This window comes from Clavibacter sp. A6099, from assembly GCF_021919125.1.
GTDB lineage: Bacteria > Actinomycetota > Actinomycetes > Actinomycetales > Microbacteriaceae > Clavibacter > Clavibacter seminis.
In genome coordinates this window covers 808620-825260 of the sequence record NZ_CP083439.1, presented here as the reverse complement: position 1 = coordinate 825260, position 16641 = coordinate 808620, and the positions used below count along the sequence as shown (strand labels likewise).

The following is a 16641-nucleotide window of genomic DNA, read 5'->3' as shown; positions in this document are numbered from 1 at the left end:
GTGTCAGGACGGGGACCGCTGCTCCCGCATCCAGGACTCCAGGCCCCGTGCGTCGATCGGCAGCGCATCCGACAGCACGTCGGACCCCGTCTGCGTCACCACGATATCGTCTTCGATCCGCACGCCGATGCCCCGGAGCTCGGGCGGTACCATCCCGTCGTCCGGCGCGAAGTAGAGACCGGGCTCGACCGTCAGCACCATGCCCGCCTCGACCGCGCGGTCGTAGCCCGCGACCCCGGCGCCCGAGCAGTCGTGCACGTCGAGCCCGAGGTGGTGGCCGATGCCGCACACCAGCCAGCGCCGGTGGTGCTGGCCTGCGGGCGAGAGCGCCTCGTCGACCGAGACCGGCAGGATCCCCAGGTCGTGCAGCCCCTGGGCGATGACCTCCATGGACGCGTGGTGGAAGTCGACGAGCGGCCGACCGGGTGCCACGGCCTCGAGGCCCGCGCGGTGGCTGCGCTCCACGATGTCGTGCACGAGCCGCTGCTCGGGCGTGAACGTGCCGTCGACGGGGATCGTGCGGGTGACGTCGGCGGTGTAGAGGCTGCGTGCCTCCACGCCCATGTCGAGCAGCACGAGCTCGCCGTCGCGGAGCGGGCCGTCGCAGCGCACCCAGTGCAGCGTCGTCGCGTGCCCGCCGCCGCCCACGATGGTGGCGTAGCCGGGGCCGTTGCCGACCGTCCGCGCGTGCCGGTCGAATGTGCCCTGCAGCCAGCGCTCCCCGCCGTGCGCGCGCGCCCGCGGGATGGCGCGCACGACCTCGGCGAAGCCCTCGACGGTGTCGTCGACCGCGCGCCGCAGCTCCTCGATCTCCCACGCGTCCTTGATGACGCGCAGCTCGCCGAGCGTCGCCACGAGCGCCGGGTCGCGCCGGACGTCGGCGAGGGCGGACGGCACGCCGGTGACGGCGCCCGCGCGGCGGACGTCGCGGACGCCCACGAGGTCCGGCGCGATGCGGTCGGGGTCGCGCACGGGGATCCCGAGCACCCGCTGCCAGTCGGCGTGCGCGGGCGCGGGGCCGACCCACAGCTCGCCGTGGTCGGCGTCGGAGTAGAAGCGCGGATCCCCGGGGTGCGCGGGCGCCGGCACGTGCAGGACGGCGTCGTGGCCGCCCGGCACCGCGTGCATCACGAGCACCGCGCCCTCGATCTGCACGCCGGTGAGCCACACGAAGTCGCTGTCGGCGCGGAACGCGTAGCGGCAGTCGTCGTTGCGCGTGGGCGCGTACCCGCTCGCCACCGCGAGGGTGACGCCGGGCATCGCGGCGCTCAGCCGTTCGCGGTGCGCGGCAGCGGCCTCGACCGCGCCGGGCACGGTGGTCGGCGTGCGGTCGGGCGTGATCCAGCCGCCGGCCATCAGGTCCTGGAAGGCGGGCAGCTCCGCGAGGCGCGGCGGGCGGCGCTCCTCGGAGGTGAAGGGGGCGCGCGGCGCGCCGGGGTCCGTGGCGGGCGTCGTGTCGTGGGTCGTGTCGTGGGTCGTGTCGGTCATCGGGGCAGGGCTCCTCCGTCGCGGGCGATCGTGTCCATAAGCCGCCCGAGCACGCCAGGCGCTCCGAGGCCGTCGTGCTCGTGCTCGTTCGTGATCCACGCGCGGGCGTTCCCCACGCGCGCGACCGTGTCCTGCTGCAGGCCCGCGTCCACGTACATGTCGTCGTGGTAGATCGCGGCGGCCAGCGGCACCTCGTTGGCCGCGAGGCGGGCCGGGTCGTAGAGCTCCGGCCAGTCGTCGCGGCGGGCCATCTCCTCGACCGCGCCGCGGAACGGGCGCAGCAGCCGGATCTCCTCGAACATCCAGGGGTACATCATCTCGCCGGTGAGCAGCAGCGGCCGGGCGGTCGGCGCGAACGCCGGGTGCCGACCGCGCTCCCGCTCGGCGGCCCACGCGGTCGCGGGCCGGGTGCCGGACGCGTAGATGCTCTCCTGCATCGCCGCGAACAGCGGGTTCGCCGCGTACGAGGTGAGGCGCAGCGCCTCGGCGAGCAGCACGTCGGTGGGCTCGCCGCGCTCGTCGAGCGCCTCGTCGAGGAGGGCGTGGATCCGCTCGCGCCCGGGCGCCATGCCGAGGTCGATGCCGATGGTCTGCAGGCGCTTCACGGTGAGCACGTCGCCGTCGGGCAGCGTGACGTCGCCGACCTGGAGACGGTCCGCGAGGCGGGACAGGATCCCCACGTCGCCCGGGTAGCGCGCGTGGTACCCGGCGTTCTTCCGGACCGTGCGCGGGTAGGTCCGGCGGTAGACCTCCTCGGCGTCGGGATCGAGCGACGCGAGACCGCCCGTCACGTAGCAGGCCGACAGGGCCTCGGGCGCGAGCGACAGGTAGGTGAGCGTGAGGAACCCGCCGTAGCTCTGGCCGAGCGTCGACCAGCGGCGCCCGCCCTCGAGGTGCTGCCGCAGCGCCTCGGCGTCCTGCACGATCGCGTCGGCGCGGAAGAGCGCGAGGTACCGGGCGGCGGACGCGTGGTCGTCGCCGAACCGGATCATCGTGCGCGCGGTCACGGGCGTGCTCCGCCCGGTGCCGCGCTGGTCGAGGAGCACGACGCGGTGCGTGCGGAGGGCGTGGCCGATCCACCCGCCGTCGTCGAGCACGCGCGGCGACTTCCCGCCCGGGCCGCCCTGGAGGTAGAGGAGCGCGGGCAGGTCGTCGCCGCGGCGGTCGGGCGCGACGAGCTCGCGGGCGAACACCGTGATCGTCGCGGTGGGCTCGCCGGCGCGCGCCGCGGCCCAGTCGAGCGGGACCTCGATCTCGTGGTCGGTGACGTGGACGCCGGGGACGGTCGCGGATCCGACGATCACGCGGCCGACCCGCCCGCCGTCTCGATGGCGGTGGTGTCGAGCCCGGCCGCGACGCGCGCGGCCTGCCGCTTGCGGTCCCACTCGGGGTCGATGCGCGGCACGGCGTCGAGCAGCGCGCGCGTGTACGGGTGCTGCGGGCGCTCGAACACGTCGTCGCGCGTCCCCTCCTCCACGACCTTGCCCGCGCTCATGACGGCGACGCGGTCGGAGAGCTGGCGCACGACGGCGAGGTCGTGCGCGATGAAGACGTAGCTGAGCCCGCGCTCCCGCTGGAGGTCGCGGAGCAGCGCGATGACGCGCGCCTGCACCGTCACGTCGAGCGCGGAGACCGCCTCGTCGCACACGATGAGGCCCGGGCTCACGGCGAGCGCCCGCGCGATCCCGATGCGCTGGCACTGCCCGCCCGAGAACTGCGCGGGGTAGCGCTGCGCGTGGTCGGGGTTCAGCCCCACCCGGTCGAGCAGGTCGCGCACGAGCTGCGCTTGCCCGCCCGGCGTCGTGATGCCCTGGTACCGCAGCGGCGCGCTGATGATCTGCTCCACCGTGTGCCGCGGATTGAGCGACGACGCCGGATCCTGGAACACCACCTGCACCTGCCGCCGGAACTCGCGGAGGGCGGCGCCCTTCGCGTGCGTCATGTCCTCGCCCTTGAGCGCGAACGTGCCGGAGGTCGGGTCGAGCAGGTGCGCGATGATGCGCGCGGTCGTCGACTTGCCGGATCCGGACTCCCCCACGATCGAGAGCGTCTGCCCGGTCGGCACGTCGAGGCTCACGCCGTCGACCGCGAGGAAGCGGCGAACGGGCGGTCGGAGCCCCCGGCCGCCGCGCGTCACGTACTCCTTCGTGAGGTCGCGTGCGGAGAGGAAGGGCTCGGGCGTCGCCGCGGCGGGCGCGGGCGAGGTGGGTGCGGGCGCGGAGGCGTCGTGGCGGCTCATGATGCGGGTCCCGTCGTCTGGCGGTCGTAGGCGGCGTCGATGCGGGGGATCGCCTCGAGCAGGGCGTGCGTGTACGGATCCTCCGGCGCGGTGAACACGCGCTCGGTGGTGCCGCTCTCGACGCGGTGCCCGCCCTGCATGACGAGCACCTCGTCGGCGAGGGAGGACACGACGGCGAGGTCGTGGGTGATGACGAGCATCCCCATCCCCGTCTCCGCGCGGATGGAGCGCATGAGGTCGAGGATCTGCGCCTGCACCGTCACGTCGAGCGCGGTGGTGGGCTCGTCGGCGATGAGCAGCTCGGGCTCGAGGCACAGCGCCATCGCGATCATGATGCGCTGCCGCATGCCGCCCGAGAACTGGTGCGGGTAGTGGTCGACGCGCGTCGAGGCCTCCTTGATCCCGACCCGCTCGAGCGCCGCCACCACGGTGGACCGCACGGCCTTCCGGGATCCCGAGCGATGCGACCGGTAGGCCTCCTCGATCTGCAGCCCCACCGTGTAGTAGGGGTTGAGCGAGGAGAGCGGATCCTGGAAGACCATCGCCATGCGGTCGCCCCGCATGGCCCGCAGCTCCCTGTCGCTCCGGCCGACGAGCTCCTCGCCCGCCAGCTTGATGCTGCCGGTGACCTTCCCGCCGCGCGGCACGAGGCCCATCACGGCGAGCGAGGTCATCGACTTGCCGGATCCGGACTCCCCCACGATGCCGAGGGTGCTGTCCGGCTCCACCCGGAAGGAGAGGTCCTTCACCACCTCCACCGGCCCCCGGGAGGTGGGGAACGCGATCGTCAGGTTCGCGACCTCGAGGAGCGGCGTCCCGGGGACGGCGCGGGCGGGCGGCTGGTGCGGTGCGGTGGCGGTCACGAGGTGATCCTCACTCGGGGGTCGAGCACGGTGTACAGCACGTCGACGACCACGTTCCCGACGACCACGAATGCCGCGGCGAGGAGCGTGACGCCCATGATGACGGGCTGGTCGTTCTTGGCGATGGAGTCCGCGGCGAGCTTGCCTGCGCCGTTGAGGCCGAAGATGCTCTCGGCGATCAGGGCGCCGCCGAGCAGGCCCGCGAAGTCCATGCCGAACAGCGTGACGACGGGCGTGAGCGACGGCCGGAGCGCGTGGCGGCGGATCACGAGCGCCGCCGACAGGCCCTTGGCCCGCGCGGTCCGCAGGTAGTCCTCCTGGAGCGTGTCGAGCACGTTGGCCCGCACGATCCGCGCGTACACGGAGGCGTAGCCGAGCGCGACCACGATCCACGGCATGAGGTACGAATCGAACCACAGGACGGGGTCGTCGCCGAACTCCACGGACTGCGGGAACGGCAGGATCTGCAGCTGCACGACGAGCACGTACTGCAGGAGCAGCGCGGCGAATGTCGTCGGCACGCTGATCCCGACGAGCGCCGCCGCCATGGCGGTCCGGTCCCACACGCTGCCCTGCTTGATCGCGCTGACGAGGCCGCCGGCCACGCCGAAGACGACCCAGAGGACCGCCGCGCCGACCGCGATGGTGACGCTCACGGGCAGGCGGGACAGCAGCAGGTCGAGCACGGGCTGCTGCGTCTGGAAGCTGAAGCCCAGGCAGGGCGCGGAGCACTGGATCGCGGTCGGGCCGTCCCCGTAGGTGCGGCCCGTGAAGATGCCCGTCACGAAGTCGCCGTACTGCGCCCAGAACGGCCGGTCGAGGCCGAGGAGCTGGCGGATGGAGTCGATCTTGTCCGGCGTGCAGGTCTTGCCGCAGATGGTGACGGCGGGGTCCGGCTGGAGCAGGAAGAAGATCATGTAGGTGAACAGGCTGATGAGCGCGAGCACGATCAGCGCGGATCCGGCGCGGCGGAGGAGATAGCCGATCATGCCGCCTCCCCCTGCTCGAGCGCGGTGCGGAGGTGGTCGCCGAAGACCGTGAACGCCAGCACCGTGAGGAAGAGGAACGAACCCGGGACGACGAAGTACGCCGGGTCGACCGTGTACCAGTTCACCGAGTCGGCGATCATCTGGCCCCACGACGGCGTCGGCGGCAGCACTCCCACGCCGAGGAAGGACAGGGCCGCCTCGGTGCCGATGTAGCCCGGCACCGCGAGCGTCGCGAGCACGATCACGGTGCCGCGCAGGTTCGGCAGCACCTCCCGGAAGATCACGCCCATCGACGAGGCGCCGGATGCCCGGGCCGCCTCCACGAAGTCACGCGTGCGGATCGTCATGGTCTGGCCGCGCACGATGCGCGCCGTGTACGGCCAGCCGAAGATGCCGAGCGTGAGGACGAGCAGCTCCGGCCGGTTGCCGGCGGGCAGCGCCGAGAGGATGGCGATCATGAAGATCAACGCCGGGAAGGCCATGAGGAAGTCCATGACCCGGGAGACGATCTGATCGACGATCCCCCCGAAGTACCCCGCGACCATGCCCGCGACCACGCCGATCGTCGTGGTGACGACCGTGGCGGAGACCGCGATGAGCATCGACACCCGCGCGCCGTACGCGATGCGGGCGAAGATGTCGCGCCCGTTCTGCGGCTCCACGCCGAACCAGTGCGAGGCGCTGACGCCGCCGAACGGGCCGATGGGGAGACCGCCGAGGACGGGATCCACGGCCGTCGCGTCGAAGGTCGTGGGACCCCATCCGGTGATCCCGGACAGGAGCGGCGCGAAGACCGCGAGCACGGTGACCAGCACCACGAACACGACGCTGGCGATGACGGACGGCTTCGACCGGAGGGCCGCGACCACGCGCTTGGCCGGCGTGACGGCGGGCGGCCGGCCCGTCGGGTACGGAGAGGCGGAGTCGGGCGCTGAGGCGCCCTGCAGGGTGGCGGTCACCGCCTACTTCCCCGTGTGGAGGCCGATGGTGGCGAAGTCGGGGGCCCCGTTGAAGATCGGGCTCGAGTACGCGTTGCGCACGTTCTGCCCCAGCACGAGCACGGCCTGGCCGTAGAGGAGCGGCACCACGGGTGCGAGCTGCTGGACCTGCTCGTCGAGGTCGCCCCAGGCGGTGTCCGCGGCCTGGAGGTCGGTCATGGCCGAGACCTCGTCGATCTTCGCGTTGATGGCGGGGTCGTTGATCTGCGACAGGTTGCTGTTGCCCTTCTCGGGGATCTGGCGTCCGTCGAAGAGGATCGGCAGCACCGTGCTGGCGGAGTTCCAGTCCGGGCACCAGCCGGCCTCGGCCGCGTCGTGCTGCTGCGAGGTGGTGGCGATGGTCTCGTTGTAGGTCGCCGTGTCGAGGAGGTTGATCACCACGGTGATGCCGACGCGGGCGAGGGACTGCTGGAGCGCCTCCGCGGCCTTCTGCGACGTCGGAACGCTGGCCACGTCGAGGGTGATCGAGAAGCCGTCCTGCAGGCCCGCCTCGGCGAGGAGCGCCTTCGCCTTGTCGACGTCACCCGAGCTGTCGGTGCTGGGGTAGAGGTCGAAGTCCTTGTGACCGGGGACGCTGCGGGTGAGGATCGTCGACGCGGGCTCGGCGATCATGGGGCCGCCCGCCACGTCGGCGAGCGACTTCTTGTCCACGGCGTAGGCGATGGCCTGGCGCACGCGCACGTCGCCGAGGTGCGGCTTCGTCGTGTTGAGCGCGAGGTACGTGGTGCAGCCGCTGTCGCCCGAGACGGTGCGCGCCTTGATCTGCGGCGTCTGGATGCGGGACACCGACGCCGCGGTGATCCCGTAGGCGATCGCGTTCGCGTCGTCGCCCTGGCCGGCGATCATGCGCTCGTCGATGGTGGCCTGGTCGAGCCCCATCGTGAAGTCCCACTCGTCGGGCTTCGCGGTCCGGACCTCGTCGGTGGACGCGTCCCACTCGGGGTTGCGCACGAGCGTGAGCGACTGGCCGGGCGTCCGGGCGCTCACCTTGTACGGGCCGGAGGAGATGGGCTGCTGGTCCACGCTCGTGACGGTGACGCGGTCCTTGTCCACGGGGAACGGCACGAACGTGCTCTGCGCGGTGACGCTCGCGAACTCGGGCACGGAGCGGTTGAGGTGGAAGACGATGGTCTTCTCGTCGGGGGTCTCGATGGAGGACAGGTCGCCCGACACGTACGGGCCCTGGTAGCTGTCGCCGCCCTGGAGGTACATGCGGGCGTACGGCGAGCCGATCGCGAGCGCCTTGTCGAACGAGCGCTCCACGCCGAACTTCATCGACTGGCTCGTGATCGGGGAGCCGTCCTCGAACTTCAGGCCGTCCTTGAGCGTGAACGTCCAGACGGTGTCGTCGTCGTTGGGGGTGCCGGTGTCGGTGGCGAGGTCGGGCGCGATCGTGGCGCCGTCCTTGCCCGTGGTCGTGGTGAGCGTGCGGTAGATGAGCCGGTAGACGTCCGCGAGGTCGGTCTCGTAGCCCATCGCGGGATCCAGGTGCGGGAAGTCCGACACCTGCAGGACGTGCATGGTGCCGCCCGTGTCGGCGGGGCCGGTGATGTCGGCGGCGGCCTTGCCGCCTGCGCCGGCGCAGGACGTGAGGGCGAGGCTGGCGGCGACAGCCAGCCCGACTGCGGTGATTCGTCTGTTCATCGGACTCTCGTTTCGTGGATGGCGGCCGGGGCGCGCCGGGTGGGGAGTGACGGACGGGGTCGTGCGATGGGAGGGATGGGGAGGAAGTGGAGGTGCGCGCGACCGCCCCGGATCGGGTGGATCCGAGTGGCGTGCGCGCGCGGGACGGCTCAGCCGGTGTCGGCGGCGCGGATCCAGACCCGCATGGCGGCGGGCGACCGGTTGCCCCAGAGGGCGTACGGCACGAGCACGGCGTCGACGGGGTCGGCCGACGCGGCGGGTGCGGTGGTGCCGGGGACGACCTCGGGGTAGAGCTCGTCCGGAGCGGGGAGCGCGCGGCGGAGCCGCACGGCGAGCGCGACGCCCGACGCGGGATCGGCGGCGCCAGACGCCGGGCCCCACGGCGCGGCGAGCGGGAGCGGCACGGTCCGTGCCTCCGCCAGGTCGCGCGGGTCGAGGAGCAGGTCGTCGACGGGTGCGCCGGCGTCCTCCTGCTCGAGGGCGAACACGACCGGTCCGCGCACCACCGCGAGGGCTCCGCGGGTGGCGTCGAGGTGCGGGTGGGATCCGAGGGCGCGCACCGGCATGTCCAGCTCGACCACGAGCGCGTCGCCGGCGGCCCAGGCGCGGGTGGCGCGGATCCACCGGTCGTCGGCTTCGGCGCCCACCTCGGCGCTCGACCCGTCGGCACCCTGCAGGACCGCGGTCGCGGAGTGGCACCAGCCCGGACGGCGGATCACGATGCCGCTCTCGGCGCCCGATGCGCGCAGCACCTCGACACGCACGGCGCCGTCCCACGGGTAGTCGGTCGTCACGCGGACGTCGATCGCGTCGGTGCGGATGACGCACCCGGCCGGGTGGGCGATCACGAGGTCGTCGCCGTCCTGGACGGACACGTGGTCCTGCAGCTCGCTCATCCAGCGGACGATGTTCGGCGGGCAGCACGGGCAGGTGAACCACGGGCGGCGCATCAGCTCGCCCTCGGTCTCGGCGCCCGACTGCGCGTGGTGGTCGGGCCGGCGCTGCAGCGGGTTGTCGTAGAAGAAGCCCGTGCCGTCGGCGGAGAGCCCCACGGCGTAGGCGTTGAAGAGCACGGTCTCGTGCGTGTCGAGGAATCGGGGCTCGCCGGTGGCGAGGAAGAGGCGCCAGGCCCACTGCATCACGGCGATGGCCGCGCAGGTCTCGCTGTAGGAGCGCTCGCTCGGCAGCTCGTACGCGTCGCCGATGGCCTCGTCGGAGTGGCGGCTGCCGAGCCCGCCGGTCACGTAGAGGCGGGTGCGCACGGCGTCGTCGAACAGGCGGACGGAGGCGGCGAGCAGATCCGCGTCGCCCGTCTCCGTCGCCACGTCCGTGGCACCCGCGGCGAGGTACGCCATGCGGACGGCGTGGCCCGTGACGGCCGGCATCTCGCGGAAGGGGTGCGCGTCCTGGAAGTACTCGGCCGGGAAGATCCGCGTCGCCACGGTGCCGTGGCCACGCCGCTCGACGAACGCGGAGGCGAGGTCGAGGTAGGCGCGCTCCCCCGTCTCGCGGTGCAGCTCGACGAGCGCCATCTCGACCTCGGGATGCCCGCAGACCTCCTCGCGTCCGCCCGGGCCGAACTCGCGGACCGCGGCGTCGGCGAAGCGGCGGGCCACGGCCAGGAGGCGTCCGTCGCCGCCCTGGCGGGAGTCGGCGACCGCGGCCTGGATCAGGTGCCCGAGGTTGTAGAGCTCGTGGCCCCACGCGAGGTCGGACCAGGGCTCGCGGTCGGATCCGAGCCGCTGCGCGTACGAGCCGATGTAGCCGTCGGCCGCCTGCACGCGCTCGAGCACATCCGTCGCCTCGTCGACGAAGGCCCGCATCTCCGCTGTCGCGGTGCCCCGGCCGATCTCGTAGGCCACGCCCTCGAGGGTCTTGTAGACGTCGGTGTCGAGGAACGGGTAACGCGGGACGGGCCGCTCCCCCGGCCCGTCGACCGCCGCGCGGAGGTCGTCGAGGTTGCCCGCCGTGGCCATGGAGGCGATGGCGTGGGGGATGGTGCGGGCCCGGTTGCGCTCCTGCCAGGCGGCGAGCAGGCCGCCCTCGAGGGCGACGGCGTCGGTGCCCAGCGGGCGCCGGGATCCGGTGGTGGGGAGGACGGCGGCGCGACGTGCGCCCACGCGGATAGCATCCGCATCTGCTCCGGTCACTGCCATGGCGCTCCCTCGTCCGGCCTCGGGCAGCCGGTGGTAGGTGACATATTACAAATACGCCATACGGTGTTGGCAATCCCGATGAAGCGTTTGCGGCCTCCCGTTACACGCTGTTTACATGCGGCCCCGATGGCGCGGCCGTCGCCGGGCCCGACCGAGACCACGCCCCGCCCGCTCCCCACAGCCCGCAGAGGGCGCACGGCCGGACCAGTACGATCGTGGGCAACGGCGACAGCTCTTCGGGTGAGCTGTCCCGCCAGCGCCGGGCCGGTCTTCGGGTAAAAGTCGGCCGTGTGCGCGGCTCGGTCCCGCAGCCCTCGAGGCTCGGGACCGGGTCCCTCTCCCCCTCCACCGCTCCGGCCGGCCGGCGTTCCCGATCGCGGAGGCCCTGCTGGGCGGGCGCTCTAGTCGGCCGCGGCGGATCCGGCGACGACCGCGAGCAGTCCCTCGCCGTAGGTGTCGAGCTTCTTCTGCCCGACGCCCGTGATGCCGGCGAGCTGCCCCAGATCAGCCGGGCGCACGGTCGCGACCTCGCGCAGGGTGACGTCGGCGAACACGACGTACGCGGGCACGCCCTGCTCCTTCGCCTGCTCCGAGCGCCATGCCCGGAGCGCCTCGAACAGGCCCTGCGCCTCCTCGGGGAGGTCGACCACCTGGCCGCCCTTCGCCCGGGTGGTGCGGGTGCCGCGGCCGCGCACGATGCGCTCCGGCTCCTGCCGCATGGGCACCTGCCGGGATCCGCTGAGCACGTCGCCGCTGCCCGCGGTGATGACGAGCGTGCCGTATCCGTCGTCGCTCACGCCGAGCAGTCCCTGGGCGAGGAGCTGGCGGACGACGCCGCGCCACTGCACGTCGGTGAGCTCGCCGCCGATGCCGAACGTGGCCAGCTGGTCGTGACCCTGCTGGCGGACGCGGTCGGTCTCGTTGCCGAGCAGGATGTCGATGAGGTGCGCCGCCCCGAAGCGCTGGTTCCGTTCGCGCTGCAGCCGGACGATGGTGGACAGCAGCTTCTGCGACGGCACCGTCGCGTCCCACGTCTCGACGGGCTCGAGGCACGTGTCGCAGTTGCCGCATGGACCCGTCTCCTCGCCGAAGTAGCGGAGGAGCTGCACACGGCGGCAGCCGACCGTCTCGCACAGCGCGAGCATGGCGTCGAGGTGCTGCGACAGCCGGCGTCGGTGCTGCGCGTCGCCCTCGGACTGGTCGATCATGCGGCGCTGCTGCACGACGTCCTGCAGGCCGTAGGCGAGCCATGCGGTGGAGGGCAGGCCGTCGCGGCCCGCGCGACCCGTCTCCTGGTAGTAGCCCTCGATGGACTTGGGCAGGTCGATGTGGGCGACGAAGCGCACGTCGGGCTTGTCGATGCCCATGCCGAACGCGATGGTGGCGCACATCACGATGCCGTCCTCGCGGAGGAAGCGCGCCTGGTTGCGCTGGCGCACCGCGGCGTCGAGGCCCGCGTGGTACGGCAGCGCGGTGATCCCCTGCTTGTTCAGCGCCTCGGCCGTCTGCTCGACGGTCTTGCGGCTCAGGCAGTAGACGATGCCGGCGTCGCCCGCGTGCTCGTTCTTGATGAGGTCGACCAGCTGCTTGCGCGGCTCCGCCTTGGGCACGATGCGGTAGCGGATGTTCGGCCGGTCGAACGACGAGACGAAGTGGCGCGCGTCCTGGAGGCCCAGGCGCGCCGTGATGTCGGCGTGCGTGGCCTCGTTGGCGGTGGCGGTGAGCGCGATGCGCGGCACCTCGGGCCAGCGCTCCTGCAGCATCGACAGCGCGAGGTAGTCCTTGCGGAAGTCATGGCCCCACTGGGAGACGCAGTGCGCCTCGTCGATGGCGAACAGGGCGACGCGCGCCTCGTCGAGCAGCCGGCCCATCCGGTCGAGGATGAGGCGCTCGGGCGCGAGGTAGAGCAGGTCGAGGTCGCCGTCGAGCAGGGCGCGCTCGACCTCGCGGCTGGTCTCGAGGTCCTGGGTGGAGTTGAGGAACGCGGCGCGCACGCCCACGGCGCGCAGCGCGTCGACCTGGTCCTGCATGAGCGCGATGAGCGGGGAGATGACGACGCCCGTGCCCTCGCGGACGAGGCTCGGGATCTGGTAGCAGAGCGACTTGCCGCCACCCGTGGGCATGAGCACGAGCGCGTCGCCGCCGCCGATGACGTGCTCGACGATCTCCTGCTGGTCGCCGCGGAAGGCGTCGTACCCGAAGACCGTGCCGAGGCGCTCGAGGGCGGGGGCCAGGGCGGTGCCGGACGCGGCGGATCCGGCAGGAGCGGGAGGGGTGGAGGTCATCGGGGCAATCGTATCCGGGGGCCGGTCGGCTGACGGCGGGGAGGGCGGTGGCGGGAATGCCGACGGCCCCTCCCGGCTGGGGAGGGGCCGTCGTCGCGGATCAGGCGCGGATCAGGCGCGGGTCAGATCGCGGTGGGGTCGGCGCTCGCGCCGGGCGTGGCCTGCGCCGCCTCGGCGGCGGCCTGCTCCTTCAGGGCGGCCACGTCGACGGCGCGCACCTCCTCGATGAGCGACTCGAGCGCCGGGGCGGGCAGCGCGCCCGCCTGGCTGAAGATGAGCGTCTGGTCCTTGAAGATCATCAGCGTCGGGATGGCGGAGATGTTCGCCTGCTGCGCGAGGAACTGCTGCGCCTCGGTGTCGACCTTGCCGTGGACGATGTCGGCGTGCTTCTCGCTCGACTTGTCGAAGACGGGCGCGAACTGCTTGCAGGGACCGCACCAGTCGGCCCAGAAGTCGACGACGACGATGCCGTTGGAGTCGACGATGCTCTCGAAGTTCTCGGCGGTCAGCTCGGTGGTGGCCATGGTGCGTCCTCTTCTCGTGCTCGGTTCGTGCGGTCTCGGGGTGCAACCGGGCGCGCGGCCCGCGCATTCCGCGTGCGGCGGGCGGCTACCAGACGAGGACGATCGACGGCCAGACGGTGCTCGACCCCTTCGCCTGGCCGTCGCCCGCGTAGCTCGCGGTGATCAGGTGGATCCCGCGGGAGAGCTTCGGCAGCGTGACCGTCGCGCGGCCCGCATCGGCCGCCGTGACGTCGACGGTGGCGATCGCGCGGCCCCGGTCGAGGATCTGCACGCGGCCGGTCGGAGCCGTCGCGCCGGCGGCGAGCTTCACGGAGTACCTCACGGCCTGGCCGCTGCGGACGAGCAGGCGGTCGGCGTACCCGACGAGGGTCGACGCGTCGCGGATCGTGTCGAGGCCGACCTTCACGGGATCGTGGTCGCTCGAGCGGAAGGCGCTGGATCCGTCGGTGGCGGCCCCGCCGTACTCGCGCGCCGCCCACTCCGGCGCGTTGATGTCCCAGACCCCGACGCCCGTGACCGCAGCCGCGCCCGCTCGGGTGGCGAGCACGTGGTCGAGGGATCCGACCTCGCCGTCGAACGAGTACGTGCGCTCGCCGGGGGCCTTCGCGGCCACGAGGTCGACGAAGCCGGCGTCGCGGAGGACCTGGATCGGGTCCTCCTCCGAGTAGGCGTTGAAGTCGCCGAGGAGGTAGACGAGGTCGGATCCGCTCGACGCCTGCAGCTCGCCCGCGAAGCGCGCCACGGCCTCCGCCTGCGCGACCCGGTCGGCGTTGAAGAAGCCCTGGCCGTCGGCGGGCTGCGTGCCGGACCCGGACTTCGACTTGAGGTGGTTCGCGACCACCGTGAACGTGCGGTCGCCGCCGCGGAAGGACTGCGCGATCGGCTCGCGCGCGTTGCTCCACACGGTCTCGTCGATCTGCGTGGCCGCCTGCCCGACGGGCGTGACGGCGTCCGTGCGGTAGATGATCGCGTTCTGGATCTCGTCGGTGGGCGTCGACTGCAGCGCGGTGGGGGTGCGCACGTACTCCCAGACCGGCTTGCCCGCGGCGTCGTTCAGGCCGCGCACGAGGTCGGCCGTCGCGGTGTCGGCCGGCTCGCCGAAGCGCGTCGAGTTCTCGATCTCCATCAGCGTCACGACCTGCGCGTCGAGGCCGGTGATCGCGGTGACGATCTTCGCGCGCTGCTTTGCGAACTCCTCCGCGGTGGCGGCGCCGCGCTCGCCGAGCGTCGTGAAGTAGTTGAGGACGTTGAACCCGGCGATGCGGACGTCGCCGCCCACCTCGGGCGACGAGGCCGGACGCGGGTTCCCGCTCGTGAAGGTCGGCACACGGCCGGCCGCGTCGAGCGACGTGACGGGCGTCGTGGGCTGCAGGCGCCAGTCGTCGAAGCCGTAGGCCAGCACGTACGGGGTGGTCGGGAAGACCGGGACGTCGCCGTTGCGGACCACGCGGTCGGCCGAGTAGTAGGGCTGCGTCGCGCCCGCGGGGTAGGCCGCGTTCGTGAGCTGGATGTTGTAGCCGTCGTCGAGGAGGAGCCGACGCGCGCGGTTGTCGGCGGCGATCCGGTCGGCCTCGGCGCCCGGCCGCACGACGTCGGTGGCCTTGACGGGCAGGTCGGCGCCGGCGCTCAGCCAGAGCGTGCCGAAGGTGTCGAGCTGGTGCGCGGATCCGACGCGGTAGTCGCCCGTCGGCGTCACGAGCATGCTCTCGAGCGACTCGCGGTCGGCGCCGCGGAGCGTGTCGGGCAGCGGGGTGGCGGCGGGGACTCCGACGCCGCCCTGCACGAGGTCGGTCGCGGTCGCGGCGAGCTGGGTCTGGCCCTGGCGCTCGGAGGCGGTGCCCGTGACGCGGACGAGGTCGCCGATCGCGACGGCCGGGTCGGCGCTCGCGAGGTAGACGAAGATCCCGTCGGAGGCGCCGGGCGTCTGGTCGGTCGTGCCGCCCGAGCCCGGGGTCTGGATCACGATGCCGGCGTACCCGCTCGCCCCGCGGTAGTCGGCGGTGACGACGCCCTCGACCGTGACGACGCGGCCGGCGAACGGGGTCGCGCTGCCGCTGCCCTGCACGTCGGCGATGGCGACGGTCGCGGCCTCGGCGGGCGACGCGACGAGCGCGGACAGGCCGAGGGCCAGGGCGGTCGCGACGGCGAGCGGGCGGGCGATGCGGCGGGCCGGGCCGGATCGGCGGTCCCGGGTCGCGGGTGCGGTGTCGGTCTCGGTCATGGCGTCGTCCCCCTCGGCGTCGCGGTTCCCCCGCATGGGGGATCACCCGTCGAGCGTAGGCCGGGCACGACCCCCGGTGGAGGGCCGCCACCGATTCGTCACCGGCTCGTCATGCGATCGTCGCGGCGCGCCCGGAGGAGGCGTCGGCCACGATGGCGGAGGACCGCCGCCACGTACTATCGTCAGGACAAACATCCGCCCGACGGCCCGAGGAGCAGTGCGACGCCGCATGGTCCAGACCCGCACCACCCCCGCATCCCGCGCCGCCGCGACGGACCGCGCGAGCCGACCCGCGGGAGCCGCCGCGTGAGGGCGACCGTCGCCGGCGCACCCGTGAGCTTCGGCGTGTTCGAGCTGACGCCCGAGGGCGCCGAGGTCGTCACGCCCGACGACATGGTCGAGGCGCTCGCCGAGACGGGGTACGCGGGCATCGACCTCGGCCCGGTCGGCTACCTCGGCCGCGGGCGCGAGCTGCGCGACCGGCTCGCGGGCGCGGGCCTCGAGCTCGCGGGCGGCTGGATCCAGCTCCCCCTCTCCGACGACGACGCCTTCGAGGCCGCCCTCCCCGAGCTCGACGCCTCGCTGCGCGTGTTCCAGGAGGCCGCCGAGGCGGGGCCCGCGCGCCTGCCGCTGCCGACGCTCGCCGACGCCGGATCCGCGACCCGCGCCGCCGCCCCCGGCCGCGGCGCCGAGGCCGACCCGCTCGACGACGCCGCGTGGTCGCGCCTCGTCCGCAACACGGCGCGGGCCGCGGACATCACGCGCGCCGCGGGCTTCGAGCCGACCTTCCACCACCACGCGGGCACGTTCGTGGAGTCGCCCGAGGAGATCGACCGCTTCCTCGACCAGGTCGACGTGGGCCTCACGCTCGACACCGGCCACCTCGTGATCGCGGGCGGCGACCCGCTCGCGGCGATCTCCCGCTGGGGCGGGCGAATCACCCACCTGCACCTCAAGGACGTCGACGGCGCCGAGCTCCGCCGCGTGCTGGCCGCGCGCGGCGGCATGCGCGAGGTCTGGTCGTCCGGCGCCTTCGTGGCGTTCGGCCGGGGCGACGTCGACCTCACGAGCGTGATGGCCGCGATCGAGGCGCAGGGCTACGACGGCTGGATCGTGGTGGAGCAGGACGTGCTGAACGCGCCCGACGCCGACATCCGCCGCTTCCGCGCCGAGCGCACGGAGGACCAGCGCGTCAACCGCGAGGCCCTCCGCACCTGGGCCTGATCCGGCGCGC

Annotated in this window: 12 protein-coding genes; 1 reads left to right on the top strand and 11 read right to left on the bottom strand. The window is 73.2% G+C overall.

Translation table 11 applies throughout. The annotated features are described in order from the left end of the window. Positions 1-3: 3 nt before the first annotated feature. The 11 genes from KYT88_RS04000 to KYT88_RS03950 form a co-directional block, all read right to left on the bottom strand. Complete coding sequence (locus KYT88_RS04000; protein ID WP_043584915.1) at positions 4-1488, bottom strand: aminopeptidase P family protein; 1485 nt, start codon at positions 1486-1488, stop codon at positions 4-6. Further along, complete coding sequence (locus KYT88_RS03995; RefSeq protein ID WP_043584917.1) at positions 1485-2792, bottom strand: alpha/beta fold hydrolase; 1308 nt, start codon at positions 2790-2792, stop codon at positions 1485-1487. The genes KYT88_RS04000 and KYT88_RS03995 overlap by 4 nt, the downstream gene beginning before the upstream one ends. Beyond that, positions 2789-3727 carry an ABC transporter ATP-binding protein gene (locus KYT88_RS03990; RefSeq protein ID WP_043584919.1) on the bottom strand — a complete coding sequence of 313 codons (939 nt, stop codon included), beginning with the start codon at positions 3725-3727 and terminating at the stop codon, positions 2789-2791. Before KYT88_RS03990 ends, KYT88_RS03995 begins: the two co-directional genes overlap by 4 nt. Continuing rightward, positions 3724-4590 carry an ABC transporter ATP-binding protein gene (locus KYT88_RS03985; protein ID WP_051629276.1) on the bottom strand — a complete coding sequence of 289 codons (867 nt, stop codon included), beginning with the start codon at positions 4588-4590 and terminating at the stop codon, positions 3724-3726. Before KYT88_RS03985 ends, KYT88_RS03990 begins: the two co-directional genes overlap by 4 nt. Continuing rightward, positions 4587-5579: an ABC transporter permease gene (locus tag KYT88_RS03980; RefSeq protein WP_043584921.1), complete on the bottom strand. Its 993-nt coding sequence runs from the start codon at positions 5577-5579 to the stop codon at positions 4587-4589. The genes KYT88_RS03985 and KYT88_RS03980 overlap by 4 nt, the downstream gene beginning before the upstream one ends. Further along, a complete protein-coding gene (locus tag KYT88_RS03975) occupies positions 5576-6538 on the bottom strand; it encodes an ABC transporter permease (protein ID WP_043584923.1) in 963 nt (320 codons plus the stop codon). The genes KYT88_RS03980 and KYT88_RS03975 overlap by 4 nt, the downstream gene beginning before the upstream one ends. A gap of 3 nt (positions 6539-6541) precedes the next feature. After that, positions 6542-8221: an ABC transporter substrate-binding protein gene (locus KYT88_RS03970; protein WP_043584925.1), complete on the bottom strand. Its 1680-nt coding sequence runs from the start codon at positions 8219-8221 to the stop codon at positions 6542-6544. Positions 8222-8370: 149 nt separating this feature from the next. Further along, entirely contained in the window at positions 8371-10341 is a 1971-nt protein-coding gene (locus KYT88_RS03965) for a glycoside hydrolase family 127 protein (protein ID WP_237583776.1), read from the bottom strand. Positions 10342-10778: 437 nt separating this feature from the next. Further along, positions 10779-12662, bottom strand: a complete 1884-nt coding sequence (recQ, locus tag KYT88_RS03960; protein ID WP_043584927.1) for a DNA helicase RecQ — start codon at positions 12660-12662, stop codon at positions 10779-10781. A gap of 122 nt (positions 12663-12784) precedes the next feature. Beyond that, positions 12785-13186: a thioredoxin gene (trxA, locus tag KYT88_RS03955; RefSeq protein WP_012037481.1), complete on the bottom strand. Its 402-nt coding sequence runs from the start codon at positions 13184-13186 to the stop codon at positions 12785-12787. Positions 13187-13271: 85 nt separating this feature from the next. Next, a complete protein-coding gene (locus KYT88_RS03950) occupies positions 13272-15407 on the bottom strand; it encodes an ExeM/NucH family extracellular endonuclease (protein ID WP_043585738.1) in 2136 nt (711 codons plus the stop codon). A gap of 306 nt (positions 15408-15713) precedes the next feature. Between KYT88_RS03950 and KYT88_RS03945 the strand changes: the two genes are divergently transcribed. After that, a complete protein-coding gene (locus KYT88_RS03945; protein WP_043584930.1) occupies positions 15714-16631 on the top strand; it encodes a sugar phosphate isomerase/epimerase family protein in 918 nt (305 codons plus the stop codon). Positions 16632-16641 lie beyond the last annotated feature (10 nt).

Coding starts and splice junctions, on each gene's coding strand:
- KYT88_RS04000 (WP_043584915.1), bottom strand. CDS start 1,488: ATGACCGACACGACCCACGACACGACCCACGACACGACGCCCGCCACG.
- KYT88_RS03990 (WP_043584919.1), bottom strand. CDS start 3,727: ATGAGCCGCCACGACGCCTCCGCGCCCGCACCCACCTCGCCCGCGCCC.
- KYT88_RS03980 (WP_043584921.1), bottom strand. CDS start 5,579: ATGATCGGCTATCTCCTCCGCCGCGCCGGATCCGCGCTGATCGTGCTC.
- KYT88_RS03970 (WP_043584925.1), bottom strand. CDS start 8,221: ATGAACAGACGAATCACCGCAGTCGGGCTGGCTGTCGCCGCCAGCCTC.
- recQ (WP_043584927.1), bottom strand. CDS start 12,662: ATGACCTCCACCCCTCCCGCTCCTGCCGGATCCGCCGCGTCCGGCACC.
- trxA (WP_012037481.1), bottom strand. CDS start 13,186: ATGGCCACCACCGAGCTGACCGCCGAGAACTTCGAGAGCATCGTCGAC.
- KYT88_RS03950 (WP_043585738.1), bottom strand. CDS start 15,407: ATGACCGAGACCGACACCGCACCCGCGACCCGGGACCGCCGATCCGGC.